Annotated in this window: 27 protein-coding genes; 13 read left to right on the top strand and 14 right to left on the bottom strand. The window is 73.3% G+C overall.

The genetic code is table 11. From position 1 onward, the window contains the following. Positions 1 to 24: 24 nt before the first annotated feature. Positions 25 to 1134: an alanine racemase gene (gene alr, locus LOK46_RS20610; RefSeq protein ID WP_273560288.1), complete on the bottom strand. Its 1110-nt coding sequence runs from the start codon at positions 1132 to 1134 to the stop codon at positions 25 to 27. 276 nt (positions 1135 to 1410) lie between these two features. Between alr and LOK46_RS20605 the strand changes: the two genes are divergently transcribed. The 5 genes from LOK46_RS20605 to LOK46_RS20585 all read left to right on the top strand — a co-directional run bounded on the left by LOK46_RS20605 (position 1411) and on the right by LOK46_RS20585 (position 6238). Continuing rightward, complete coding sequence (locus tag LOK46_RS20605) at positions 1411 to 2019, top strand: CvpA family protein (RefSeq protein ID WP_056523728.1); 609 nt, start codon at positions 1411 to 1413, stop codon at positions 2017 to 2019. Positions 2020 to 2150: 131 nt separating this feature from the next. Next, a complete protein-coding gene (gene purF / locus LOK46_RS20600) occupies positions 2151 to 3626 on the top strand; it encodes an amidophosphoribosyltransferase (protein ID WP_026605025.1) in 1476 nt (491 codons plus the stop codon). Between the two features lie 64 nt (positions 3627 to 3690). After that, entirely contained in the window at positions 3691 to 4440 is a 750-nt protein-coding gene (locus tag LOK46_RS20595) for an SDR family NAD(P)-dependent oxidoreductase (protein ID WP_091927365.1), read from the top strand. A 207-nt stretch (positions 4441 to 4647) separates the two neighbouring features. After that, a complete protein-coding gene (locus LOK46_RS20590; protein WP_273560287.1) occupies positions 4648 to 5058 on the top strand; it encodes a dihydrofolate reductase in 411 nt (136 codons plus the stop codon). A 61-nt stretch (positions 5059 to 5119) separates the two neighbouring features. Continuing rightward, on the top strand, positions 5120 to 6238 hold the full coding sequence (locus LOK46_RS20585; RefSeq protein ID WP_273560286.1) for a carboxylate-amine ligase: 1119 nt from the start codon (positions 5120 to 5122) through the stop codon (positions 6236 to 6238). Positions 6239 to 6360: 122 nt separating this feature from the next. Here the strand turns inward: LOK46_RS20585 and der are convergent, their stop codons facing one another. The 3 genes from der to LOK46_RS20570 form a co-directional block, all read right to left on the bottom strand. Next, entirely contained in the window at positions 6361 to 7710 is a 1350-nt protein-coding gene (gene der, locus LOK46_RS20580) for a ribosome biogenesis GTPase Der (protein WP_273560285.1), read from the bottom strand. A 30-nt stretch (positions 7711 to 7740) separates the two neighbouring features. After that, positions 7741 to 8451: a tetratricopeptide repeat protein gene (locus LOK46_RS20575; protein WP_273560284.1), complete on the bottom strand. Its 711-nt coding sequence runs from the start codon at positions 8449 to 8451 to the stop codon at positions 7741 to 7743. 117 nt (positions 8452 to 8568) lie between these two features. Next, positions 8569 to 9180, bottom strand: coding sequence for an NnrU family protein (locus LOK46_RS20570; RefSeq protein ID WP_273560283.1), 612 nt, complete (start codon positions 9178 to 9180; stop codon positions 8569 to 8571). Positions 9181 to 9357: 177 nt separating this feature from the next. Here LOK46_RS20570 and LOK46_RS20565 point away from each other — a divergent pair, with 177 nt between their 5' ends. Next, a complete protein-coding gene (locus LOK46_RS20565) occupies positions 9358 to 10530 on the top strand; it encodes a hypothetical protein (protein WP_273564650.1) in 1173 nt (390 codons plus the stop codon). A 77-nt stretch (positions 10531 to 10607) separates the two neighbouring features. Here the strand turns inward: LOK46_RS20565 and LOK46_RS20560 are convergent, their stop codons facing one another. After that, positions 10608 to 10829, bottom strand: a complete 222-nt coding sequence (locus LOK46_RS20560; RefSeq protein WP_273560282.1) for a hypothetical protein — start codon at positions 10827 to 10829, stop codon at positions 10608 to 10610. Between the two features lie 137 nt (positions 10830 to 10966). Between LOK46_RS20560 and LOK46_RS20555 the strand changes: the two genes are divergently transcribed. The 3 genes from LOK46_RS20555 (at position 10967) to LOK46_RS20545 (ending at position 12399) form a co-directional block, all read left to right on the top strand. Continuing rightward, on the top strand, positions 10967 to 11257 hold the full coding sequence (locus LOK46_RS20555) for a hypothetical protein (protein ID WP_273560281.1): 291 nt from the start codon (positions 10967 to 10969) through the stop codon (positions 11255 to 11257). A 48-nt stretch (positions 11258 to 11305) separates the two neighbouring features. Then, entirely contained in the window at positions 11306 to 11566 is a 261-nt protein-coding gene (locus LOK46_RS20550; RefSeq protein ID WP_273560280.1) for a hypothetical protein, read from the top strand. Positions 11567 to 11640: 74 nt separating this feature from the next. Beyond that, a complete protein-coding gene (locus tag LOK46_RS20545; RefSeq protein WP_273560279.1) occupies positions 11641 to 12399 on the top strand; it encodes a lytic transglycosylase domain-containing protein in 759 nt (252 codons plus the stop codon). A gap of 6 nt (positions 12400 to 12405) precedes the next feature. Here the strand turns inward: LOK46_RS20545 and LOK46_RS20540 are convergent, their stop codons facing one another. From LOK46_RS20540 to LOK46_RS20500, 9 genes are all read right to left on the bottom strand, one after another. Beyond that, entirely contained in the window at positions 12406 to 13074 is a 669-nt protein-coding gene (locus LOK46_RS20540; protein ID WP_273560278.1) for an SOS response-associated peptidase, read from the bottom strand. A gap of 113 nt (positions 13075 to 13187) precedes the next feature. Next, a complete protein-coding gene (locus LOK46_RS20535; RefSeq protein ID WP_273560277.1) occupies positions 13188 to 14363 on the bottom strand; it encodes a zinc-dependent alcohol dehydrogenase in 1176 nt (391 codons plus the stop codon). Positions 14364 to 14547: 184 nt separating this feature from the next. Beyond that, complete coding sequence (locus LOK46_RS20530) at positions 14548 to 15789, bottom strand: cytochrome P450 (RefSeq protein WP_273560276.1); 1242 nt, start codon at positions 15787 to 15789, stop codon at positions 14548 to 14550. Beyond that, positions 15782 to 17104 carry an NAD(P)/FAD-dependent oxidoreductase gene (locus LOK46_RS20525; protein WP_273560275.1) on the bottom strand — a complete coding sequence of 441 codons (1323 nt, stop codon included), beginning with the start codon at positions 17102 to 17104 and terminating at the stop codon, positions 15782 to 15784. Before LOK46_RS20525 ends, LOK46_RS20530 begins: the two co-directional genes overlap by 8 nt. Continuing rightward, positions 17101 to 17340 (bottom strand): ferredoxin, encoded by a 240-nt coding sequence (locus LOK46_RS20520; RefSeq protein WP_273560273.1) that lies wholly within the window; start codon positions 17338 to 17340, stop codon positions 17101 to 17103. The genes LOK46_RS20525 and LOK46_RS20520 overlap by 4 nt, the downstream gene beginning before the upstream one ends. Beyond that, complete coding sequence (locus tag LOK46_RS20515) at positions 17337 to 18653, bottom strand: glycosyltransferase (protein WP_273560272.1); 1317 nt, start codon at positions 18651 to 18653, stop codon at positions 17337 to 17339. The genes LOK46_RS20520 and LOK46_RS20515 overlap by 4 nt, the downstream gene beginning before the upstream one ends. Before the next feature lie 290 nt (positions 18654 to 18943). Further along, the gene (locus LOK46_RS20510; RefSeq protein WP_273560269.1) at positions 18944 to 19576 is read right to left on the bottom strand and encodes a TPM domain-containing protein; all 633 of its coding nucleotides are present in this window, start codon (positions 19574 to 19576) and stop codon (positions 18944 to 18946) included. Then, positions 19566 to 20333 carry a TPM domain-containing protein gene (locus LOK46_RS20505; protein WP_443192903.1) on the bottom strand — a complete coding sequence of 256 codons (768 nt, stop codon included), beginning with the start codon at positions 20331 to 20333 and terminating at the stop codon, positions 19566 to 19568. Before LOK46_RS20505 ends, LOK46_RS20510 begins: the two co-directional genes overlap by 11 nt. Before the next feature lie 46 nt (positions 20334 to 20379). Then, positions 20380 to 21003 (bottom strand): LemA family protein, encoded by a 624-nt coding sequence (locus LOK46_RS20500; RefSeq protein ID WP_441011448.1) that lies wholly within the window; start codon positions 21001 to 21003, stop codon positions 20380 to 20382. Positions 21004 to 21217: 214 nt separating this feature from the next. Here LOK46_RS20500 and LOK46_RS20495 point away from each other — a divergent pair, with 214 nt between their 5' ends. The 4 genes from LOK46_RS20495 to LOK46_RS20480 all read left to right on the top strand — a co-directional run bounded on the left by LOK46_RS20495 (position 21218) and on the right by LOK46_RS20480 (position 24755). Next, the gene (locus LOK46_RS20495; RefSeq protein ID WP_273560265.1) at positions 21218 to 21592 is read left to right on the top strand and encodes a hypothetical protein; all 375 of its coding nucleotides are present in this window, start codon (positions 21218 to 21220) and stop codon (positions 21590 to 21592) included. A gap of 25 nt (positions 21593 to 21617) precedes the next feature. Further along, complete coding sequence (locus LOK46_RS20490; RefSeq protein WP_273560263.1) at positions 21618 to 22538, top strand: LysR family transcriptional regulator; 921 nt, start codon at positions 21618 to 21620, stop codon at positions 22536 to 22538. A gap of 100 nt (positions 22539 to 22638) precedes the next feature. Next, positions 22639 to 23832, top strand: a complete 1194-nt coding sequence (locus LOK46_RS20485) for a CaiB/BaiF CoA transferase family protein (RefSeq protein ID WP_273560261.1) — start codon at positions 22639 to 22641, stop codon at positions 23830 to 23832. Next, entirely contained in the window at positions 23829 to 24755 is a 927-nt protein-coding gene (locus LOK46_RS20480) for a hydroxymethylglutaryl-CoA lyase (RefSeq protein WP_273560259.1), read from the top strand. The genes LOK46_RS20485 and LOK46_RS20480 overlap by 4 nt, the downstream gene beginning before the upstream one ends. The last annotated feature ends 219 nt before the right edge of the window (positions 24756 to 24974 follow it).

The raw sequence follows: 24974 nt of genomic DNA, 5'->3' as shown, positions 1-24974 counted from the left end.
CCGGCGTGTCAGGGTGGAGTCGCGTCAGCCTACATAAGTTCGAACATAACGAGAACCCAGCCCCGTCAGGATCTCGTACCCGATCGTGCCGGCGGCGCGGCCGACCGCGTCGATGTCGAGGCTGTCGCCGATCAGCACCGCCTCCGCGCCGCGCCGGGCCGCGGGCGCCGCGGTCACGTCGAGGATGATCAGGTCCATGGAGACGAGGCCCAGGATCGGGCACGGGACGCCGCCGACCAGCGCCTGGCCGCGCCCGCTGATCGCCCGGGGGAAGCCGTCGGCGTAACCGAGCGAGAGCGTCGCCAGCCGGCTCGGTGCGGCGGCGGTCCAGCGGCCGTTGTAGCCCGCGGTCGCGCCGGCCGCGACGCCGCGCACCTGCGCGATCGCTGCCTCCAGCCGCACCACCGGGCGCATCGGGTTCGCGGCGCCCGGCGTCGGGTTGCCGCCGAACAGGGCGTAGCCCGGCCGCAGCAGGTCGTGCCGGGCCCCGTCGAGGAAGAGTCCCGACGAGTTCGCCAGCGAGGCCCGGAGCCCGGGATAGGCCGCCCGGACCCGCGCGAAATCGGCGATCTGCCGGGCGTTGACCGGGTCCTCCGGCTTCTCGGCGCTGACGAAGTGGCTGAGGAGCAGGTCGATCCCGGCGGCCGCGATCCGCGCGTCCCCGGCGAGGTCCAGCGCCTCGGGCACCGACAGGCCGAGCCGGTTCATGCCGGTATCGACGTGGAGCGCCGCGGGCGGCCGGTTCCCCGCGAACGCGGCCCAGTCCGACAGCTCTTCGACGCTGCCGAGCACCGGGCGCAGCCCGTGGTCCGCGAAGGCCGCCGCGGCGCCCGGGGGCAGACCGTTCAGGACGTAGATCGCGGCGTCCGGCAGGGCGGCGCGCGCGGCGACGCCCTCGGACAGGTGCGCGACGAAGAAGGTCCGGCAGCCGGCGGCCCACAGGGCCGGCCCGACGCGGCCGACGCCGCAGCCGTAGGCGTCGGCCTTCACCACGGCGGCGCAGTCGGCGCCCGCGCCGCGGGCCGCCAGGACTCGCCAGTTGGCCGCGATCGCCCCGAGGTCGATCGTCAGCCGGGCGCCGTGGGCGCCGATCTCCGTCACAGGTCCGGCCTCGGACACGCGGAACGCCTCCATCCATTCGCCACCGGGAGTCCGGAAGCACAGACCGGACCCCGGGCGCGACCCATAGCACCGGGACGGTGCCCGGGTGGAGCCGGGCATTCCGCGCGGCGGCTCGCGCCACGGTGATCGGCGCGTCTGATGCACGGTCTGATGCACGGACGGCACAGGCGCGCGATCAGGCGGGCGCGCCAGGGTGACGGCCGAGTTCGGGCTTGGTATAAATCCGCCGCGGTCCGGGGGAGCCGCACGGCCGACGCGCCATCCCCGCGGGTACCAAAAAGCTCAACGATGCCGTTTACCGTCCTGGATCTCGCCGTGCTCGGCATCGTCGCGGTCTCCGCGCTGCTCGCGGCCGTGCGTGGTGTGACCCGCGAGGTCCTGGCGATCGTCGCCTGGGTGGCGGCCGCCGCCGTCGCGTGGACGCTCCACCCCATGCTGCTGCCCACCGTGAAGCAGCACGTGAACAGCGACACCGTGGCGCTCGTCGCCTCGATCGCGGCGATCTTCCTCGGCACCCTGATCGTCGTGTCGATCATCACGGTGAAGATCTCCGACGTCGTGCTCGACTCGCGGATCGGCGCGGTCGACCGCTCCCTCGGCTTCCTGTTCGGCGCGGCCCGCGGCTTCCTGATCTGCGTGATCGGCTGGGTGTTCCTGTCCTGGCTGGTGCAGGGCAAGGTGCCGGACTGGGCCGCCCAGGCCCGAACGCGCCCGATGCTGGAGAAGTCCGGCGACGCCCTGGTGGCGCAGCTGCCCGAGAATCCGGAAGGCTTCCTCAAGCAGTTCAAGAAGCCGAAGACCGGCGCGCCGCCGAGCGATTCCGCCGACGCACCGGCCGAGACCGACGCGGCGCCGCAGCGCCGGACCGAGACCGCGCCGACCCCGACGCGACGCTGATCTGCGGTATTCGCCGTAGGTCTCGTCGCGCGGAACGCCTAGATAGCGGTTCCGGTGGTGTACGGATTGCTTCCGCGACGACCGGCGCGCCGGCCCGTCGCCGCCGGGATCTGTGAGTGATCGACAGCCCCATGTCACACGCCGCCGCCACCACCGACACCTTCGATCTCGATCTCGACGGCGACACGCTCCGCGAGGAGTGCGGCGTCTTCGGCATCTTCGGTCATCCGGACGCCTCGGCGATCGTCGCGCTGGGCCTCCACGCCCTGCAGCACCGGGGCCAGGAGGCGGCCGGCATCGTCTCCTTCGACGGCTCGGTGTTCCACTCCGAGCGCCGCCCCGGCCTCGTGGGCGATTCCTTCTCGGACGGCGACACCATCGCCCGCCTCAAGGGCCGCGCCGCCATCGGCCACGTGCGCTACTCGACCACCGGCGGCACGATCCTGCGCAACGTCCAGCCGCTCTTCGCCGAGCTCGCCAGCGGCGGCCTCGCGGTCGCCCACAACGGCAACCTGACCAACGCCCTGTCGATCCGCCGCGACCTCGTGCGTGACGGCGCGATCACGCAGTCGACCTCCGACACCGAGGTGATCCTCCACCTCGCGGCCCGCTCGCGGAAGCCGCGGATCATCGAGCGGTTCATCGACGCCCTGCAGGCGATCCAGGGCGCCTACGCGATCGTGGCGCTCACCAACAAGAAGCTGATCGGCGCCCGCGACCCGCTGGGCATCCGCCCGCTGGTGCTGGGCGAGCTCGACGGCCGCTACATGCTGGCCTCCGAGACCTGCGCGCTCGACATCATCGGCGCCCGCTTCGTGCGCGACATCGAGAACGGCGAGATCGTGGTGATCTCCGAGGAGGGGATCGAGTCGATCCGCTTCGCCGACGCCGTGCCGATGCGGCCCTGCATCTTCGAGTACATCTACTTCGCCCGGCCGGACTCGGTGGTGAACGGCAAGAGCGTCTACGCGGTGCGCAAGGCGATCGGCCGGGAGCTGGCCCGCGAGGCCGCGGCACCCGCCGACATCGTCGTGCCGGTGCCGGATTCCGGCGTGCCGGCGGCGCTCGGCTTCTCGCAGGAGACCGGGATCCCGTTCGAGATGGGGATCATCCGCAACCACTACGTCGGCCGGACCTTCATCCAGCCGACCCAGTCGGTGCGCGAGCTCGGCGTGCGGATGAAGCACTCGGCCAACCGCGCGGCGATCGAGGGCAAGAGCATCGTCCTCGTGGACGACAGCCTCGTGCGCGGCACGACCTCGGTGAAGATCGTCCGGATGATGCGCGAGGCCGGCGCCGCGGAGGTGCATTTCCGGATCGCCTCGCCGCCGATCACCTACCCGGACTTCTACGGGATCGACACGCCCGAGCGGGAGAAGCTGCTCGCCGCGACCCACGATCTCGAGGCGATGCGCAAGTATATCGGCGCCGATTCGCTGGCCTTCCTGTCGATCCCCGGCCTCTACCGGGCGATGGGCGAGGAGGCGCGGAACGCGGCCTGCCCGCAATACACCGACCACTGCTTCACGGGCGACTACCCGACCGGCCTGACCGACCTGTCCATCGCCGGCCCGAAGCGCTTCGCCATGCTGGCCGAGGCGGACTGACAGGATCCGGCCGTTTCGCGCGATCGGGCATCCCCTGCGCGCGGAAATGCGCTAGGTCCTCGCCATGGCTGAGTCTCAGAGAATCCTGGAAGGCCGCGTCGCGGTCGTCACCGGCGCGTCCCGCGGCATCGGGCGCGCCGCCGCCCTGGCGCTGGCCGGGGCGGGGGCGCACGTCATCGCGGTGGCCCGGACCGTGGGCGCCCTGGAAGAGCTCGACGACGCGATCCGCGCCGCCGGCTCCAGCGCCACCCTCGTGCCGTTCGACCTCGCCGACTACGACGCGATCGACCGCCTCGGCGCGGCGATCAACGAGCGCTGGAAGCGCCTCGACATCCTGGTCGCCAATGCCGGCATCCTCGGCGCCCTCATGCCGATCGGCCACATCACCCCGAAGATCTGGGGGCAGGTGATGGACGTGAACGTCACCGCGAACTGGCGCCTGATCCGCTCCCTCGACCCGCTGCTGCGCATGTCGGACGCGGGCCGCGCGATCTTCGTCTCGTCGGGGGCCGCCTCGAAGTGCCGGCCCTACTGGGGGCCCTACTCGGTCTCGAAGGCGGCGCTGGAGGCCCTGGTGCGGACCTACGCGGCCGAGAACGAGAGCACGGCGATCCGGGCCATGCTGCTCAATCCGGGCCCCCTGCGGACCGGCATGCGCCGCTCGGCCATGCCCGGGGAGGACCCCGAGACCCTCCGGACACCCGAGGAGCTCGCCCCCCATTTCGTGCGTCTCGCCGCGCCGGACTGGGCCGAGACCGGGAAGCTCTACGATTTTCCCACCGACCGGGTGCTGAGTTTCCGCGCACCCGAGTGACGGGGTCGGGCGTTGTTGGATCGGGTCGTCCCATCCAGTCCCCTCGTCCTGAGCTGCCCGCGAGAGCGGGCCTCGAAGGAGCCCTCCAGCCGGCGCGGTGATCCCTGGAGCCCTCCTTCGAGGCGTCCGCTTCGCGCACGCACCTCAGGATGAGGAGGACGGGTTGGATCGTCCGAGCAGTCTCCCTTCTGGTTCGAGTTCTTCACGATGATCGACGTCCGCTGCATCTGCGCGATCGGCCTGCGGGGCCAGCTCGGCCTCGACGGCCACCTGCCCTGGGAGGGCAACACCGACCCGCTCTTCGTGGAGGACGTGACGCGCTTCTTCGCCCTCACCATGGGCCACGTGCTGATCGCCGGGCCGAAGACGGTGGCCTCGGTGCCCGAGTTCGCCTTCAAGGACCGCACGATCGACGTGATCCGCAGCCACGAGGATCCGGAAGCGGTGCTCAAGCGCTATCCCGGGCGGCGGATCTTCGTCGGCGGCGGGATCGCGGTGTGGAACGTCTACGCGCGTTACATCCAGCACTGGGACATCACGCGCCTGCCCTACGACGGCGAGGCCGACCGCTGGTTCGACCCCGCCTGGCTGGTCGGCGGGCCGCTGCGGACGCCCTGAGCGGCACCTTCGTCCCCGCCGGCGCGTTGGCGCGCACGCGTCGCGTTTCCCGGAGACCACGATGAGCGCCCCCAGCTACCGCTTCGGCATCGAGGAGGAGTACTTCCTGGCCGATGCCGAGACCCGCGGGACGCCCCGGGGCGACCTCGCCGCTTTCCACGCGCGGGTGGAGGCGGAGCTGCCCGAGACGGGCCGCGAGCTGGTCGCCGCGCAGGTCGAGGTCTGCACGCCGCCGCTCACCGACGCGGCGGCCGCTCGGGACAATCTCGGCGGCCAGCGGCGGCAACTCGCCGGGATCGCGGCCGAGAACGGCCTGCGACTGCTGGCCTGCGGCACGCACCCCCTCGCGCGCTGGTCGCGCCAGACCGCCACTGACGGCGCGCGCTACAAGGGCATCCTGTCGGATGTCGGCATCGCGGCGCGGCGGGCCCTGATCTGCGGCATGCACGTCCACGTCGAGGTCCCCGATCCCGAGGCCCGCGTCGACCTGATGAACCGGCTGCTGCCGTTCCAGCCGCTGCTGCTCGCGCTGTCGGCCTCCTCGCCGTTCTGGCAGGGCGAGGCGACGGGCCTGCGGGCCTACCGGCTCAGCGTCTTCGGAGAGCTGCCGCGCACCGGCCTGCCGGAGCTCTTCGCCGACGCCCCCGCCCACGCGCGGTTCGTCGCCATCATGACCCGGTCGGGCGCCATCGCGGACGCGAGCTTCCTGTGGTGGTCGCTGCGTCCCTCCATCAAGTTCCCGACGCTGGAGCTGCGCATCGCCGACGCCTGCACGCGCCTCGACGATTCGCTCTGCATCGCCGCGCTGTTCCGCTGCCTCGTGCGCCTGTGCGTGCGCCGGCCGGAGCTCCACGCCGGCCTCGACGGCGTCTCGCGGGCGCTGGCCTCGGAGAACCTCTGGCGCGCCCAGCACAGCGGCGTCGCCGCGTCCCTGATCGACGAGGCGCGGGCCGAGGCCGTGCCGTTCGCCGAGGCGCTGGAGGCGGTGCTCGCCCTGGTGGCCGAGGACGCCGACGCCCTCGGCTGCGCGGCGGACGTGGCCCGCGCGCGGGCGATCGTGGCCGAGGGGACCAGCGCGGACGGGCAGATCGCGGCCTACGAGGCCGCGCTCGCCGCGGGGCAGGACGAGCGCGCCGCGCTGGCGGCGGCGGTGGACTGGATCGCCGACGCGGCGCGCTGAGCGGGGCCGCACCCGCGCCGTCATCACGAGCGCAGCGACGTGACCCAGGGTTGCGCGGCGTCGGCCATCGTGACGCGGCCTGGGTTGCTTCGCTCCGCTCGCAAAGACGACAGGAGCTCGGATCAGCCCTTGTCGAACGGGTTCTGCGAGGTCCGCAGGGACAGGCGGATCGGCGTGCCCGGCAGGTCGAACGCCTCGCGCAGGCCGTTCACGAGGTAGCGCGTGTAGGATTTCGGCAGGGCGTTGAGCTGGTTGCCGAACAGCGCGAAGTGCGGCGGCCGGCTCTTCACCTGGGTGGCGTAGCGGATCTTGATCCGCCGGCCCGACACCGCCGGGGGCGGGTTGCGGGAGGTCGCCTCGTTCAGCCAGTCGTTGATGCGCGAGGTGGAGACGCGCCGGTCCCAGACCTCGGCGGCCTGCACCACCGCCTGCATCAGCTTGTCGACGCCGTCGCCGGCGAGGCCGGAGAGCGGCACGACCGCGACGCCGCGCACCTGCGGCAGCAGCCGGGTGCAATCCTCGCGCAATTGCTTGAGCAGGCCCGGCTGGTCGGCGACCAAGTCCCACTTGTTGAGGCCGATGACCACGGCGCGACCCTCGCTCTCGACGAGGTCGACGATGGTGAGGTCCTGCTTCTCGAACGGGATCGTCGCGTCGAGGAGCACCACCACCACCTCGGCGAAGCGCACGGCGCGCAGGCCGTCCGAGACCGCGAGCTTCTCCAGCTTGTCGTCGATCCGGGCGCGGCGGCGCATCCCGGCCGTGTCGTGCAGCTTGATCCGCCGCCCGCGCCACTCCCAGTCCAGGGAGATCGAGTCGCGGGTGATGCCGGCCTCGGGGCCGACGAGCAGCCGGTCCTCGCCGAGCATGCGGTTGATCAGCGTCGACTTGCCGGCATTCGGGCGGCCGACGATCGCGACCTTCAGGGCGCGCCCGCCGGGGGCGTCGTCGTCGGCATCCTCGTCCTCGTCGCGCTGGGGCAGGGCGCCCTTGAGCGCCTCGTGCAGCTCGCCCAGGCCCTCGCCGTGCTCGGCGGAGAACGGGATCGGGTCGCCGAGCCCGAGGGTGAAGGCCTCGTAGGCGCCGGCGAGCCCGGCGCCGCCCTCGGCCTTGTTGGCGATCAGGATCACCGGGCAGCCGGCGCGGCGCACCAGCTCGGCGAAGGGCTGGTCGGCCGGCAGCACGCCGGCGCGGGCGTCGATCACGAACAGCACGACGTCGGCGGCGAGGATCGCCGCCTCGGTCTGCATGCGCATCCGGCCGGTGAGGGTGGCGGCGTCGGCCTCTTCCAGGCCGGCGGTGTCGATCACCCGGAACTGGAGGCCGCCGAACGCGACGTCACCCTCGCGCCGGTCGCGGGTCACGCCCGGGCGGTCGTCGACCAGCGCGAGCTTCTTGCCCACGAGGCGGTTGAACAGGGTCGACTTGCCGACGTTCGGCCTCCCGACGATCGCGACGGTCGGCATATCCATGGTGGTTCTCGAAACAGTCCGGACGAAGAATCAGCGCGTGATCGGCGGGGGCGGCGCGGCGGGCTCGGGCTTGGCCGCGGTCACCGTCACGGGACCGCCCGCGACGATCGCCGCGTAGACCTCGATCCGCTCGCGCAGGTTCCGCGGCGTGTCGGGATCGGCCACGATCTGATCGAACCAGCGGCTGGCGTCCTCGTAATCGCCCTTCTTCAGGGCGGCGAGGCCCAGCATCTCGCGGGCGGTGTGGCGGAACGGAGTCCCGGCCGCGAGGCCCTGGAGGTTGGCGAGCGCCGGATCCGGGTTCGGCCCGTCGAGGCGCAGCAGCGCGGCGCGCAGGCGCGCGAGGTCGCGCAGGCCGTCGCCGAGGCCAGTATCGTCGGCGAGCTTGTCGAACTCCGCCGCCCCGGCCGCCGGGTCGCGCTTGCCGGTCTCGGCCGCCGCCCGGAACCGGGCGAGCAGGCGGTAGCCCGCCGGGCCCTGCGCCTCCAGGGCGTCGAAGGCCTTGTCGGCCTCCGCGGCCTTGCCGTCCTTGGCGAGGCGGTTGGCGTCGTCGAACTGCACCGAGGCGACCTCGGCCGCCGCGCGCTGCTGGGCCTGCCAGTAGCGCCAGCCCGCGACGCCCGCGACCAGGAGCACGGCGAGCGCGATGATCACGCCGCTGTAGCGCTTCCAGATCTGGAGGATCCGGTCGCGGCGGTAATCCTCGTCGACCTCGCGAAGGAACTCGTTGTTCTCGGCCATTCTATCCCGGCCCGCATGATCTCAGCGGGCCACCTCGTCGCGTTCGGGCCCCGCGCCTAACACACGGGCGGCGGGTTGGCGACAGGCCATGTCTCCGGTGCCCTCTCCGGCGCCGTCTCAGGCCGGGGTGCCCGGCCAGACCGGCACGCCGATCACCGGATAGTGCAGGTAGCGGGCGAAGACGAACCACGCGGCCGTCCCGATCACCAGGGCCAGGACGTCGTTGCGCCAGCCCAGCGGGGCCGCCGCCGGACCGCCGTGCTGGGCCGCGACCGCCCCCGGGGCGAGGCCCCGGCGCTTGGCGCTGATCCGGGCGGTCACCGCCCAGGCGAGGAAGCCGCCGAACAGCAGCATCGAGCCGAGATCGCCGTTGGCCAGGAGGTGCGCCGTCGCCCAGATCTTCACGGCGAGCAGCATCGGGTGCTTGGCCTTGGCGCGGATATGGCCCGGCAGGTAGGCGGCCGCGAGGCACACGAAGGCGAGCCAGACCAGCGTCAGGGCGAGGTGGCGCGTCCAGACCGGTAAATCCCAGACCGGGATGTAGCCGGCGAGCCGGTAATCGTGGAAGCCGATCCCGATCAGCACGAGCCCGAGCAGCGACAGGGCGGTGTAGCCGAGCTTGTAGCGGCCCTCGCCGATCCGGCCGACGATCGCGGCGCGCCGGGTGCGGGCCATCGAGAAGGCGTGCGTGCCGAGGAACAGCACCAGCCCGAGGATCAGGAGAACCATGGATGACTTTCGGTCGGGCCGCGCGCGTCCGGTCGGCGGCAAGCACTCTGTAATGGTTCTCAAGCGAATCTCCGCCTGTTTGTCCAGGCGCGGCCGGGACGCAGCCGGATGGCGACCATGGGCTGGATGGACGGGATCGCCGGACGGATGCGCGTCGCGCCGCGCTCCGGATTCGGAATGACGGCGCGGCGGATTCTCCTGACGCTCCTCCCGCTCCTCCCGCACGCCGCTGCGGCCGCCCCCGAGCCGCCGCTCTCGGCCCTGACCCTGGTCGGGCCGCCCGCGCTCGTCTTCAAGGCGGGGCGCGACGCCTGCGACGGCGCCGACGTGCCCGACGCGCCGGCGCGCGCCTTCCGGGACGCGTCGGGCGCGGTGGCGCTCTACGGGATGCACTACCGCAACCGGGCGCTGCGCGGTCCCGACCTCGAGCATCTCAAGATCGACTGCGCGGTGGTGCTCGATTCGGGCGAGAAGCCCGACCCGGCGGCCTACGACGACCGCTCCTGGATCACCGCCACCTGGACCGAGGACGGGAGCCGCGTGACCGCGCTCCTCCACCACGAGTACCAGGCCAACGAGCATCCCGGCCGCTGCCCGGCCGCCAGCTACATGGCCTGCTGGTACAACACGATCACGGCCGCCGCCTCGACGGATGGCGGCCGCAGCTTCCGGCGGCAGAGCCCGCCCGCGGTGGTCGCCGGGGCGCCGTTCCGGCAGGAGGTCGACCAGGGCCGCCACCGCGGCTTCTTCAACCCGTCGAACATCGTGGCCGACGGGACGTGGCGGTACTTCCTCGCCTCGACCACCGGCTGGACCCGGCCGGGCAGCGATCAGGAGGCCGGGGTCTGCCTGTTCCGCAGCGACGACCCGGCCGATCCGACCCGCTGGCGGGCCTGGACCGGCACCGGCTTCACCGCAGCCTTCCCGGACCCCTACCGGGCCGCCCGCCCGAACACGGCGACCTGCCGGCCGGTCGGGCCGTTCCCGGGCCCGGTCGGTGCCGTCGTCCGGCACCGCGGCACGGGTGCGTGGATCGCCGTGTTCATGGCCAAGGCGGGGGAGGGTTTTCCCCGGTCGGGCTTCTACTGGACGACCTCGCGCGACCTGATCACCTGGGACAGCCCGCGCCTGCTGCTCGAGGGCGCGACCCTCTACGACGACCCGTGCGCGGCGACCGCGCCGCTCCTCGCCTACCCGTCGCTGCTCGACCCCGACGCGCGGGGCCGCAATTTCGACGACGTCGGCGACCGGGCGCTGCTGACCTACGCGAGCCTGCGCACGGAGGGCTGCACGATCACCTCCGACCGCGACCTGCTGCGCCGCCCGGTGGCGATCCGCGTCTGGCCCTGATCCTGCTCGACCGGCGCGGCCCCGCCGCGCGGCGCCGTCCCGAGCCTCGGCCGCATCCTGTCCGACCGGACGCGGCTCTACGGAGCGGGCCGGCCGAGCGCCACCGTGTAGGACGGGGCGGCCGCGACGGCGCGCCCCGGGACGCCGATCCGCTGGCAGAGCACGGTGCCGAGGGTCACGCTCAGCATCAGCGCCGTCGCGGAGAGCAGGAGCGTGGTCGCCCGGGCATAGGCGCGACCGGCATGGATCAGCAGGCAGCCGAACGCGAAGATCGCGACGGCCTGGAACAGGTGCTGCACGGGCGACGTCCTCTCTGGCGGCGGACGCGCGGTCCGGGCCGGCCGGGATCGAGGACCATCGTGCCCGGGCGGCGTGAAAACGCGGTTAACGTCGGGTATAGCTAGCTCGGCAATCGCCCGCTCGGAGAGGAATCCGCATGTCGCGTTCGAGGGTTCCGGAGGCGCAGAGCCGCCCCGACGGGACGGGGGTGATCCCGTCCCACGACACGGCGATCCTGGGCTCGGGCGCCGTCGGCGCGGGGGCGATCGGGGCGTCGGCCCTGGGCGCGCTGGCCCTCGGGGCCGCGGCCCTCGGCGTCGTGGCGGTCGGCGCCTTCGCGATCGGCCGCCTCTCGGTGGGCCGCGCCCGGGTCGGCTCCCTGGAGGTCGGCTCGCTGGAGATCGACACGCTCACGGTGCGGTCGGTGCGGATGCCGGACCGCGGCTGAGCCGCCGCGTCGGCGACCGGAGCCGGGAAGAAGACGGGGAGGGGAGCGATGACCGAGCGGAAACCGCCCTTCCGGCCCGCGGACGCGGTCGACGCCCTCGGCGAGATCGAGGGCGATTTCGTCCTGCCGCTCTGCCTGCCGGGATCCAACCTGCTGATCGGCGAGGACCTCGCCATGCTGGTCCTCGACACGATCCACGGGCAGCGGGTCGGCCTGCCGCTGAGCCAGCAGGGCGCGGCCGACCTCCACGCGGTCCTGGGCGAGGCCCTGCGGCTGCTGCAGGCGCGGGACCGCGGGCCCATCCAGTAGGGGTCGCGCCGCGGCGAAAGGCTTCGTTGAGGCGGCCGGGATAGACAGGTCCCGGTTCCTCTCCGTGGCGGCCGATGCGCGCTCCGTTGCTTCTCCTGCTGCTGACCTGCGCCGCCCCCGCGCAGGCCCGGCCCGCCACCTTCCTGGCGGTGCACGCCGTCGGCATGGCCGCGCTGCCGCCGGTCCCGCCCGCGGCCGCACCCGCACCGGTCGCCGCCGACGCGCGATCCCGCTACCTGCCGCTCATCGCCCGCGAGGCCGCCGGCACCGGCCTGCCCCTCGCGGTGGCCGACGCCGTCGCGCGGATCGAGAGCGGCTACGATCCCACCGTGGTCGGCAGCGTCGGTGAGGTCGGGCTGATGCAGGTCCGCCCGACCACCGCGGCGATGCTCGGCTTCCGCGGCACCGTCGCCGAACTGGCCTCGCCGGAGATCAACGTCCGCTACGGCGTCCGCTACCTCGCCGAGGCGTGGCGCCGGGCCGACGGCGACCTCTGCCGCGCCCTGATGAAGTACCGGGCGGGCCACGGCGCGGAGGCGATGTCGCCCCTGTCGCAGCTCTACTGCGCCCGCGCCCAGGCGATCCTCGGCGACCCGGAGGCGCGCGTCGTCCGGGTGAGCGCCCGCGCGGCCGGCCCGCTCCGTCTCGCCGAGCGGCCGGCGGGCCCCGTCCCCCGGACCCGCGCCGCCGCCATCCCGGCGAAGCCGATGTCGTTCTGGGAGGCGCACCGCGCGCGCATCGCCCGGCTCAACGCCGCCGTGGTGTCGCGCTGGCGGGCCCGCGGCTGGTCGGCCGCGCCCGACGGAACCTCCGGCGAGCCGGCCGGCGGCTAGCGCCGGTCACGCCTCGGATTCGGCCTCCGGCCCGTCCGAGCGCGCGCCGCGGGTGACCTCGCGCATCGCCGCGTCCGGGAGCGGCCGCTGGAGCCGGAGCGCCTCCGCGGTCGGCGCCTCCAGCCAGGTCGCCCACTCCTCCGGTTTCGTGAGCAGCACCGGCATCGCCTTGGGATGGATCGGCCCGACGACGCCGTTCGCCTCCGTGGTCAGGAAGGCGAAGAGCCGGTGCTCCTCCGCGACCCGGTCGGGGTTCTCGCGCTTCGTGCCCCGCACGCCGGTCCAGGGCCGCCAGATCCCCGCGAAGGCGAAGAGCGGCCGGTCCTCGTCGAGGGCGAACCAGACCGGCGTCTTGCGCGGCTTGGTGTCGGCGTACTCGCTGAAGGCGGTGACCGGCACGAGGCAGCGATGGGCGACCCCGAGCCAGGGCCGCCAGTGCGGGCTCGCGACGTTGCGCACGTTGGTGATCGGATGCTCGCCGAACGCCTTCGGCCCCGGCATGCCCCAGCGCATCATCGCGAGGTCCCGGCCGGTCGCGCCGTTCAGGACCACCGGCGCCAGCTGGTCGGGAAAGATAGCCGGCAACAGCGGGAGGTTTCCGGTGCGATCCTCCGCGATCGCGAAGGCCCGGCGCAGGTCCGCCGGGCCGGTCCGCAGGCTGTAGAGATTGCACATGGACGTCCCGGGCGGTCGGTGAGCACGGCGCCGGCTCTACACGGTTCCGGGACGCCGCGGCCAGCCGGACGGAGGGAGCGCCCCGGCCGATCCGCGGCCGGGGCGCCGACGACTCAGTTCAGGTGGAACACCACCTTCACGCAGCCGTCCTTCTTGTCGCGGAAGGTCTTGTAGAGGTCCGGCCCCTCCGCGAGGTCCTGCGAGCGGTGGGTGATCAGGGAGGTCATGTCGATCTTGCCCTCCTGGATCAGCTTGGTCAGCGGCTCGAGGTAGCGCTTCACGTGGGTCTGGCCGCTCTTGAGGGTCAGGCCCTTCTGGACGATCGACCCCATGTTGACCGGGATCGGCCCGCCGTAGACGCCGGGCACCGAGACGATCCCGCAGGGGCGGACGGCCTTGATGGCCTCGGCCAGCGCGTAGGGCCGCTCGGTGGCGGTGAGCTTCTCCTGCACCGTTGACAGCATGCCGGTGAGGCCGCCGTGACCGGCGCTCGCCTCCATGCCGACGCAGTCGATCACGCCGTCGGCGCCCTGGCCCTTGGTGATCTCCTTGATCCGCTCGAACACGTCCTCGTTCATGAAGTCGATGACGTCGGTGGCGCCGGCCTTCCGGGCGAGCTCGATCCGCTCGGGCACGGTCTCGATGGCGATGATCCGCCCGGCTCCCATGATCTTCGCCGACTGGATCGCGAAGATGCCGACCGGGCCGGTGCCCCAGACCGCGATCGTCTCGCCACCCCGGATCTCGCAGTGCTCGGCGCCCTGCCAGCCGGTCGGCAGGATGTCGGTGAGGAACAGGACAGATTCGTCGTCCATGCCGTCCGGCACCTTCATGGGCGCGACGTCCGCCATGGGCACGCGCACGTACTCGGCCTGGCCGCCCGCGTAGCCGCCGGTGAGGTGCGAGTAGCCGAACAGGCCGGCGGTCGGGTAGCCGAACTGCGCGGCCGCCATCTCGGCGTTGCGGTTCGACCGCTCGCAGACAGAGAAGTTGCCGAGCTTGCACTGCCGGCATTCCCCGCAATTGATGTTGAAGGGCACGACGATCCGGTCGCCCTTCTTGAACTTGGTGAAGCCCTGCCCGACCTCGACGACCTCGCCCATGAACTCGTGGCCGAGGACGTCGCCGCTCTTCATGGTCGGCATCAGGCCGTCCATCAGGTGCAGGTCCGAGCCGCAGATCGCGCAGCTCGTCACCTTGATGATGACGTCGCGGGAATCCTCGATGACCGGATCCGGGACCGTGTCGCAGCGGATGTCGTTGCGGCCGTGCCAGCACAATGCCTTCATGGCGTCGTCTCTCCGGAAGCTTTCGGGATTGCGGCCGTCTCGGCCGTTCTCCCGTAAAGCCCGCCTCGGCACGGCCAAGTTCCTGCGACGCCGTCCGGTCGACCGCGGCGCGGTGGTTTACAAATGTTTCACGTGAAACAGCCCCGTTCACCGACGCTTCACGACTCGCGCGCCCCCGCCCGGATCAGGCGACGCCGTCGATGCCGATGCGCAGCTGCTCGGGCCCCCGGAGCGACGCGCCCGGCCGGTAGGGCGGCGGATCGACCGCGAGGCGCGGGGCCACGAGGCGGCGGCTCAGCGCCACCAGGGCGATCTCGGCCTCCAGCCGCGCCAGCGGCGCGCCGACGCAGTAGTGCAGGCCCCCGCCGAAGCCGAAATGCTCGATGTCGCCCCGGTCGGGATCGAAGCGGTCGGGCGCGGCGAACCGATCGGGATCGCGGTTCGCGGCGGCGAACATCAGGATGACGGGCGCGCCCTTGGGGATCATCTCGCCGGCCAGCGCGATCGCCCCGAGGGCCTTGCGGGTCCGGAAATGCACCGGCGGCTCGTAGCGCAGGACCTCCTCGATCAGCCGCGGCGCGCGCTCCGGATCGGCCCGGAGCCGCTCCAGCTCCTCGGGATGCCGGAGCAGGGTCAGCATGGCGTTAGTGATGAGGTTCACGGTGGTCTCGTGGCCCGCGACCAGCAGCAGGACCGCCGTCGACAGGAGGTCGAAGTCGCTCATCTGCTTCCGGCCGTCCGGCCCGGGCGCGGCGAGACCGCTCAGCATGTCGTCGGCCGGGCGCCGCCGCTTCTCGCGGATGAGGTCGCGCATGTAGGCGGCGATCTCGTCGAAGGCGCCGACGATCTGGCGCCGGGTCGTGTCGTCGTGGCGCGCGTCCGGCTCGACGGCGGTGGCGAGCTGCGTCGCCCAGGCTTGGAACCGCGGCTCGTCCTCGCGCGGCACGCCGAGCAGCTCGCAGATCACCGTCACCGGCAGCGGGTAGGAGAGGTCGCTCACGAGGCAGACCTCCTTCCGCTCCCGGCACGCGTCGATCAGGCCGTCCACCTCCCGGGCGATCCGCGGCCGCAGCGCCTGCACCCGCGCGATCGAGAATTCCCGCATCACCAGGCTGCGCAGCCGGTCGTGGTCCGGGGGATCGCGGAAGATGAACGGGCGGTGCGTGGCGCTGATGCGGTTCTTGATCGGGTTGAGGATCAGGTCCTTGAGCGGGTTGCCGGTGCGCGGCCGCCGGGGCGGGGGCAGGTCCTCGGAGCTGAGCCGCGGGTCGAACAGCAGGCTGCGGATCGCCGCGTGCGTGGAGACGACGTAGCTGCCGTCGCGCTGGCGGGAGACCGGCTGCCGCCGCAGCCGCTCGTAGAGCCGGTACGGGTCGGCCCGGTTGGCCGGATCCATCACGGCGGCGAACAGCGCGTCGTCAGACATGAACGGTCTCGGCGGAAGATCGCGCCGGGGCGGCGCGGCGCGGCGGGAAGCCCGGGGCCGCCATCTCGACGCGGGGCCGGTCGGTCGCGTCGGTGAGCGGCGGGAACGGATCGCCGGCCACGATCGCCTCCGCGTAGGCCGGCAGCCAGCGGGCCTGATCGAACGAGACGGCCGCGATGCTGCGGCCGGCGCGGCCGTACACGGCGAGGAACCGGCGGGACGCCCGCGACCCCTGCATCACCGCGATGGAATCGGCGCCGTCGGGGAGTCCGACCAGCTTAATGTTGATCCCGAACTGGCTCGACCAGAAGGCCGGCAGGTGCCCGTAGGGACTCTGATCGCCGGGGCCGGCCAGCATGTTGCGCGCGGCGTGCGCGGCCTGCTCGACGGCGTTGCCCCAGTGCTCCACCGCGATCAGGCGGTTGCCGTAGAGCGGGATCGGCCACCGAGCGACGTCGCCCGCCGCGTAGATGTCCGGGCAGGGCACCCCGTCGGCGTCGAGGACCCGGCAGGCCGCGTCGCAGGTCACGCCGCCGGCATCGGCGCGCAGGCCCGCGCCCCGCAGCCAGGCCGTCGCCCGGGTCGCCCCCAGGGCGGCGATGACCAGGTTGGTCTCGACGGTGCTGCCGTCCGCCAGCCGGGCCCGGGCGACGTGCCCGGACGCGTCGCCCTCGAACGCCCGCACCGTCGTGCCGGGTCGGAACGTGGCGCCGGACGCGCGCAGGCACTCGGCGATCACGCCGCCGACGAAGGTCCCCAGACCGCGGGCCAGGGGTGCGGCGTTCGGATCGACCAGGGTCACGGACAGGCCGAGATCGCGCAGGCAGGACGCCGCCTCGCAGCCGATCAGGCCGCCGCCGACGATGAGTGCCTGCCGCGGGCGCGCCACCAGGGCGTCCCGCAGCGCGGCCGCGTCGTCGCGCCCGCGCAGGGTGAAGATGCCGGTGAGACCGCCGCCGGTCTCGGCCGGCCAGGGCCGGGCCTCGGCGCCGGTGGCGATGAGCAGGGCCTCGTAGGCGAGCGCCGACCCGTCGGCGAGCCGGAGCGTGCGGGCCGCCCGGTCGAGGGCGACGGCCGGGCTCCCGAGGCGCCAGCGGGCGCGGAGATCCGCCAGTTCCGGCAGCCGGGTCGCGTCCGCGGCGAGTTCGCCGGCGAGCACGTGCTTCGACAGGGGCGGGCGGTCGTAGGGGCGGTACGGCTCGGCGCCGACCAGGGTGAGCGGGCCGTCGTAGCCGCCCCGCCGCAGCGCCTCGGCGCCGCGCAGGCCGGCGAGGGAGGCCCCGACCACGACGATGCCGGCGGGTTCGGGGGTCACGGCGCGCCCCGGTCGTCTGGGCCGGCCTGGAGGCTGATGGCGCGGACCGGGCAGGCCTGCACCGCCCGCTCGATGGCGCCGCGCCGGTCGGCCGGCGGCGCGGGATCGTAGAACAGGATCTCGTGGCCGCGGATCGCGAAGGCGTCCGGCGCGGCGTAGCAGCACTGGGCGTAGCCCTGGCAGCGGTTGAGATCCACCACGACCCGGAGCGCCGCCGCGTCGGAGGCCGGCTTCATGCCGACCTCGCCAGAGCGCGCGCGCTTCCCGCATCGGTCCCGACGCGCGCGAGATCGTCCAGAGCCGTCAGGATGGCGGCCATGGCGTCCCGGGCCGCGAAGGCGTCCCGCAGCGCCCCGGCGCGCGTCCGGAAGTCAGGCTCGTCGAGCACGCGCGCCACCGCGGCGCCGACCGGCTCCGGGCCCGGCGCGTTGGTCCCGAGGTTGATCCCGACGCCGGACCAGCCGATGCGCGCGTTCACCTCCGCCTTGTCCTCGGTCAGGCCGGCCGAGACGATCGGCACGCCGGCGGCGAGCGCCTGCGAGACGCTGCCGTAGCCGCCGTTGGTCACGAGCACGCTCACCCGCGGCAGCAATTCGCGGAACGGCAGGAAGCACGACACCCGGGCGTTGGCCGGGACCGGAACCTGCAGCGCGTCCACGGGGCGGCCGCCGGTGGTGGCCAGGACCAGCAGATCGTCCCGGTCGGCCAGGGCGGTCAGGGTCGGCTCGACCAGCTCGCCGAAATCCGCGTTGGCCAGCGTGCCCTGGGTGACCAGCACGACGGGCCGGCCCGCCGCGTTCGCCGCCTCCAGATCGGGCCACCAGTCCGGGAGCGGCGCGGGCGGCGTCGGCGGCTGGAGCAGGCCGATGAAGCGGAGGCCCGGCGGCAGGGTGCCGTAATCGTACTCGAAGCCCGGCACGGTCGGCTGCAGGAACAGGTCCGGCAGGATCACGATGGAGTGGGGCAGGGAGGCCGGCAGGGGCGGCAGGCCGAGCGCCGCGAGCTTGGCATCCGTGTAGGCCCGCACCGGGTTGACGAAGGCCGCGTCCATGCCGGCCTTCAGGGCGGCGTAGCGGACCAGGTCGTCCCGGTCGCGGGCCGGCGGCAGGCCGAGGCCCACGGGCGCGTGGTCGGGCCGGTCGAGGAAGAGGATGCTGACGTTGACGGTCACGATGGGCGGCCGCGGCGCGGTGTCGAGGAGCAGCGGCAGCGCGCCCAGGAACATGCTGCCGGCCAGGATCACGTCGGGGGCCTCGGCGGCGATCAGCGCCCGCAGGGCGGCGGCCTGGACCGGCATGGGATCCACGAACCGGCGCTCGAACTCGCCGCGATAGCGCTCCGGGCCGGCCGGCAGCTCGGTCTCGCGGTACTCGGCCGCGTGGTTGTCCGCGTAGGGCGTGAAGCGCAGGCCCGCCGCCTCGACCTTCGGCCGGAAGGCCGGGTCGGTGAGCACGAGGACGTCGTCGCCTCGGGCCGCCGCCGTCCGCCCGATCGCGAGGAGCGGGTTCACGTGGCCGGTGAGCGGCGTCGCGGCGATCAGGATCTTCATCACGGCCTCCTCGCGCCGCCGGTCGCGCCGGCGTCGCTCCTGCTCGGGTGCCGGCGCCTTCATGCGCGGGGGCCCCATGGCCCCCGGCGCGCCGGACTCACAGGGAAAATCGCGGCCGGTCCAGCGCAGTTACACAACCGGAGGGTGCCTAGTGCGGCGGCGCACCATGCCATCCGGTTGAAGTCCGGCGCAATATCGGACTGTGACAGGTCACAGCCATCGTGCGGTCCGCCGGCGTTCGGCGCGTCCTCCGTTCGGACGACGTCCGACCGCGACGGCCGGGAGCGCCGTCAGTCGACCACGACGACCCGGTTCGGCAGCTCGTCGGGGTCGCCCGGACCTGCCGGGAGATGCTCCGCCAGGCAGGCCCCGACGCGCGCGACCGCCGCCGTCAGGCCGTCCTCGATCGCGCCGCGCCCGAGGGCCGGCATCAGCTCGGCGAGGATCCCGTCCCAGGCGGCCGGCGGGATCTCCCGCAGGACGCCGAGATCGGTGACGATCTCGGCGTGCCGCTCGGCGAGCGACAGGTACAGCAGGACCCCGGTGCGCCGGCGCGTCAGGCTCAGGCCGCGCGACCAGAAGGCCCGCCGGGCCGCCTCCCGGGCTCGGGCGCGGCGCAGGCGGCGCGGCACCAGGGCCATGCGCAGCCGCTCGTTCTGGCTCGCCACAAGGATCGCCGCCACGAGGGCCGCCTGCGCCAGCAGGATCGACGCGGCGCTCCACGCCGTCAGGGCGATCAGCGGCCCGGGCAGGACCAGCGCGACGACGAGGGCGGTGAGCAGCACGACCGAGCGGTAGGCGCCAGCGCGCCGGCTCACCATCACGACGATCTCGCCGGACGTCCCGGCCTCCGCGTGCCCGACCGCCCGGGCGAGCCGGTCCCGCGCCTCCGGAGTCAGCACGGCCGCGCCTCTACCAGTCACCGGATGCTCCTCCGCCACCCGACGAGCCGCCGCCGCCGGAGAACCCGCCGTCGAAGCCGCCCGACCCGCCGCCGTCCGAGAAGCCGCCGCCCCAGCCGCCCGAGCCGGGGCCCGGCAGGATGACGAGGCCGCCGGGGCCCGACCGGCCGCCCCGGCTCATGCGCCACGCGACGAACAGCACGATCAGGAACAGGGCGATGAAGACCGCCACCTGGGCGGGATCGACCTCGTCGGCCCGCACCTGGGGCTTGCGCTGCCAGTCCTGCGCGTCGCCGGCCAGGATCGACAGGATGCCGTCGACGCCGGCGTCGAGGCCGCCGAAATAGTCGCCGGTCTTGAAGCGCGGCGTGATGGCGCCGGCGATGATCACCTTGGACAGGGCGTCGGTCAGCGCCCCCTCGAGGCCGTAGCCGACCTCGATCCGGACCTTCCGCTCGCTCGGCGCCACCAGCAGCAGGACGCCGTTGTTGGTCTTGGCCTGCCCGAGCTTCCAGTCCCGGAACAGGCGGTTGGCGTAGTCCTCGACGGTCGTGCCCTGCAGGTTCGGCACCGTGGCGACGACCACCTGGTCCGAGGTCTTGTCCTCGTGCGCCTTCAGCTTGGCCTCGAGGGTGCCGCGCTGCTCCGGCGTCAGGATGCCGGCCGCGTCGACCACGCGGCCGGTCAGCGCCGGGAAGGTCAGCTCGGCCGCCAGCGCCCCGATCGCGGTGATCGTCAGGCAGGCCGCCAGGACGGCGAGCGACAGGGCGAGCCGCACCCGGACGGGCGCGGCCCGGCTCACGGTCCGGCCCACGGGTGCCACCCTAGAACTTCACGTTCGGCGGCCGGTCCGCGTTCGGCGTCGCCGTGAAGGTCTCCATCGGCTTGGCGTCGGGGTACAGGATCGCCGCGATCCAGCGGCCCGGGATCGTGCGCACCTCGGTGTTGTAGGCCTGCACGGCCGTGATGTAGTCGCGCCGCGCCACCGCGATGCGGTTCTCGGTGCCCTCCAGCTGGGATTGCAGGGCGAGGAAGTTCTGGTTCGACTTGAGGTCGGGGTACTTCTCCACCGTCACCAGCAGGCGTCCGAGCGCGCCCGAGAGCTGGTTCTGGGCGTCCTGGTACTCCTTGAACTTCTGCGGATCGCTGACCGTGGAGGCGTCGACCTTCACGCTCGACGCCTTGGCGCGCGCCTCGGTGACGCCGATCAGCACGTCCTTCTCCTGCTGGGCGTAGCCCTTCACGGTCTCGACGAGGTTGGGGATCAGGTCGGCCCGGCGCTGGTACTGGTTCTGCACCTCGCTCCACGAGGATTTGGCCTGCTCCTGCAGCGTCGGCACCCGGTTGACCGCCCCGCAGCCGGAGAGACCCGCGGCCACCAGGATCACCGAGAGCACGCCGAGGAGGCGCGCCGCGGGCGATGTCCGGCGCAGCGCGCCGGCCGTCAGCGTCGTTCCCATATCGTCCCCCATCTGCCGGCCGAGACTCGGCCGCTTGATCACGAGCCCGAGAGATAAGGGCCGGAACCGCCAAGGTAAGGCCCCCGCCCGCCCGGCCTCGAAGGTTTGTGGCGCGGCCCGCTCAGGACGCCGGCAACGGACCGGGCCGGCGCACGTTCGGACCTTCGAGCCGGTGATCGGCGCGCCGCCGCGGAGGTCGGGAATGGATGCAGCACTCGCCGACCATGTCAGGGCCGCCAGCGCCGACGCGCGGCGCCACGCCCGGGCGTACCGGGCGCCGTCCGGCAAGGACGCGCTGCCCTGGTCGGTCATCGAGACGTTCGACGCCCGGGTCCGGGGCAACCTCGCCCGCGATCCGCGGATCGAGGACGAGCGCGACCGCGTCCTGATCGCCGCCGTGAAGCTCGCCGAGACGCCGCTCGAGGAGGGGGACGAGAGCATCGCCGAGGCGCGCGCCCACCTCGTCGACGCGATCGACTACCTGGAGCAGGCGGTGCTGCGGTTCGGCCTCGTCAACCGCGAGGGGGCCAAGGCCGGTCTCGGCACCTACGGCCAGCCGGTCGGATCCCGCGACTGACGGCGCGCCCGAGCCGAGCCGCCGGATGTCCGCCGACCTGCCCGCGGCCGCGACCCTGAGCCGCCTCGACCTGAAGACGCTCCGGCTGTTCGCGGCCATCTGCGCGGAGGGGACGCTGAACGGCGCGGCCCGCCGGGCGGCGATCGCGCCCTCGGCGGTGAGCAAGCGCCTCGCCGAGCTGGAGCACGCGCTGGGCTGCACCCTGCTCACCCGCGAGCCGCGCGGCATGCGGCTCACCCCGGCGGGCGAGACCCTGCTGCACCACACCCGCCGGATGCTGGCGAGCGCCGAGCAGATCGCCCTGGAACTCGCCGAGCACGCCCGGGGCGTGCGCGGCTTCGTGCGGGTGCTCGCCAACCTCTCGGCCATCGTGGAGTTCCTGCCCGAGGATCTGCAGGCCTTCCTGGCCGCGCAGGACGGGATCCGGGTCGACCTCGAGGAGCGCCCGAGCGGCGGCGTCGTCGCGGGCGTCGAGGAGGGGTTCGCCGATCTCGGCCTCTGCGCGGGCAACACCGACACCCGCAGCCTCACCGCCTACCCGTACCGGAGCGACCGCCTCGTCCTGGTGATGCCGGCCGGGCATCCCCTGAGCGGCCGCGGCGCCGTCGCGCTGGCCGACACCCTCGACTACGACCATGTCGGGCTGCACGCGGAGAGCTCGATCTACGCCGCCCTGCGCGACGAGGCCCGGCGCCTCGGCCGGCCCCTGCGGCTGCGCATGCACGTCCCGAGCTTCGACGCGATCTGCCGCATGGCGCAGGTCGGGCTGGGCCTCGGGACCGTGCCGGAGCGCGTCTACGCCCTGCTCGGCCCGCCGATGCGGCTGGCCGCGGTGCCGCTGACCGATCCCTGGGCCGCGCGCACGCTGCGCCTCGTGGTCCGCCCGGGCGCGCTGTCGCCCGCGGCCGCCCTCCTGCTGGAGCATCTCCGGGCCGCCGGGCGCTGAGCGAGCGTTCTCCGCTGGCGAACGCACGCTGGTGCATGGCGTTTGGACTTCGCCGCGGGAAGAGCCCTATCTCCGGGGCAACAAACGATGGAGGAAAGCCGTGTCCGGTCCGCTCAGCGGTATCCGCGTTCTCGAGCTCGGTCAGCTGATCGCCGCGCCCTTCGCGACGCGGCTGATGGCCGAGTTCGGCGCCGAGGTCATCAAGGTCGAGCCCCCGGGCGAGGGCGATCCCCTCCGGAAGTGGCGCAAGATGCACGAGGGCACCTCGCTCTGGTGGTACCTGCAGTCGCGCAACAAGAAGTCGATCGCCGTCAATCTGAAGTCGCCCGAGGGGCTCGACATCGTCAAGCAGCTCGCCGCGAGCGCCGACGTGGTGGTCGAGAACTTCCGCCCCGGGGGCCTGGAGAAGCTCGGCCTCGGCTGGGACGTGCTCTCCGCCCTCAACCCGAAGCTCGTGATGGTCCGGATCTCGGGCTACGGCCAGACCGGCCCCTACCGCGACCGGCCCGGCTTCGGCGCCATCGGCGAGTCGATGGGCGGCATCCGCTTCACCACCGGCAGCCCGGAGGCCCCGCCGGCCCGGGTCGGCGTCAGCATCGGCGACACCCTGGCCTCGCTCCACGGCGTCATCGGCGCGCTGATGGCCCTGCTGCGGGTCAAGACCGGGCAGGGCCCCGGTCAGGTCATCGACGTCTCGCTCGTCGAGAGCGTGTTCAACGTCATGGAGAGCCTCGTCCCCGAGTACGACTTGCTGGGCGAGGTCCGCACCCGCACCGGCGGCGCGCTGCCGGGTATCACCCCGTCGAACACCTACCCGACGCGGGACGGCGGCTACGTGGTCATCGCCGGCAACAGCGACCCGATCTTCCGCCGCCTGATGACGGCGATCGGCCGTCCCGACCTTGCGGACGACCCGGCGCTGCGCAACAACGAGGGCCGCTCCAGGCAATCCGCCATGCTGGACGGCACCATCGCCGACTGGTCGAAGACGCAGACGGTCGAGGAGGCGCTCGCCGCCCTCGACGCCGCCGACGTGCCCGCCGGCCGGATCTACTCGGTGGCCGACATCGTGGCCGACCCGCATTATCAGGCGCGCGACATGATCCTGCAAGCGGAGCTGCCCGGCGGGACCGCGGTGAAGATGCCCGGCATCGTGCCGAAGCTCTCCGACACGCCCGGCGAGGTCCGCTGGCAGGGGCCGGCCCTCGGCGCCCACACCGATTCCGTGCTCGCCGAGCTCGGTCTCGACCCGGCGCGCATCGCCGCGCTGCGCGAGAAGGGAGCCGTGGCATGAGCGGCGACACCCTGATCGTCCAGGAGGTCGCGACCCGGGACGGCTTCCAGATCGAGCCGGTCTTCGTGCCGACCGCGGAGAAGATCCGCCTGATCGACGCCCTGGCGGAGGCCGGCTTCGGCCGGATCGAGGTCTCGTCCTTCGTCTCGCCGAAGGCGGTGCCGGCGCTCGCCGACGCGGCCGAGGTCTTCTCCGGGATCCGGCGCCGGCCCGGGACCGTCTACGTCGCCCTGGTGCCGAACCCGAAGGGCGCCGAGCGGGCGCTCGCCGCCCGGGTCGACGAGATCAACCTCGTCGCCTCGGTGAGCGAGACCCACAACCGCGCCAACATGGGCATGAGCCCGGCCGACTCGATCGCCGGCTTCGCGCGGATCATGGATTCGGTGCGCGGCGCCCCGCTCAGCACCAACGCCACGGTGGCGACCGCCTTCGGCTGCCCGTTCGAGGGCGACCAGCCGGCCGACACGGTCGTCGCGCAGGTGGAGCGCTACCTGTCGCTGGGTGTCGACGGCGTGACGCTGGCCGACACGACCGGCATGGCCAATCCCCGGCAGGTGAGCCGCCTCGTCGCGCGGGTCCTCGCCCTGGTCGGTCCCGGGCGCCTGACGCTCCACTTCCACAACACGCGCGGCCTCGGCCTCGCCAACGTGCTGGCGGCCTACGACGCGGGCGCCCGCCGCTTCGACGCCGCGCTCGGCGGCCTGGGCGGCTGCCCGTTCGCGCCGGGTGCCACCGGCAACATCTGCACCGAGGATCTCGTCAGCATGGCCCACGAGATGGGCGTGCCGACGGGCCTCGACCTCCCGGCGCTGATCGGCCTGTCGCGCGACCTGCCGCGCCTCGTCGGCCACGACGTGCCCGGCCAGGTCGCCAAGGCCGGACGGCCCTGCGACCTCCACCCGGCGCCCGCCCGAGCAGCCTGAACCAGGGACGGAATGGGGCGGGCTCGCAACGGCCCGCCCCACGCGACCCGGACAGGGACGCGCCGCCGTCTCTCACGGACGCGCCGCGCTCCCTCTCCCGTGCGGGAGAGGGTTGGGGTGAGGGACAAGACGCTTCCAGATCGCGCGCCATCGCGTCGCAAGGCGAGCCTGATCCGGACAGACCTGCTCCCTCACCCTGTCCCTCTCCCGAACGGGAGA

It is taken from the genome of Methylobacterium sp. NMS14P, assembly GCF_028583545.1.
Classification (GTDB): Bacteria; Pseudomonadota; Alphaproteobacteria; order Rhizobiales; family Beijerinckiaceae; genus Methylobacterium.
Note: the sequence above shows the minus strand (reverse complement) of the source record. Positions and strands in the feature narration are given on the sequence as shown.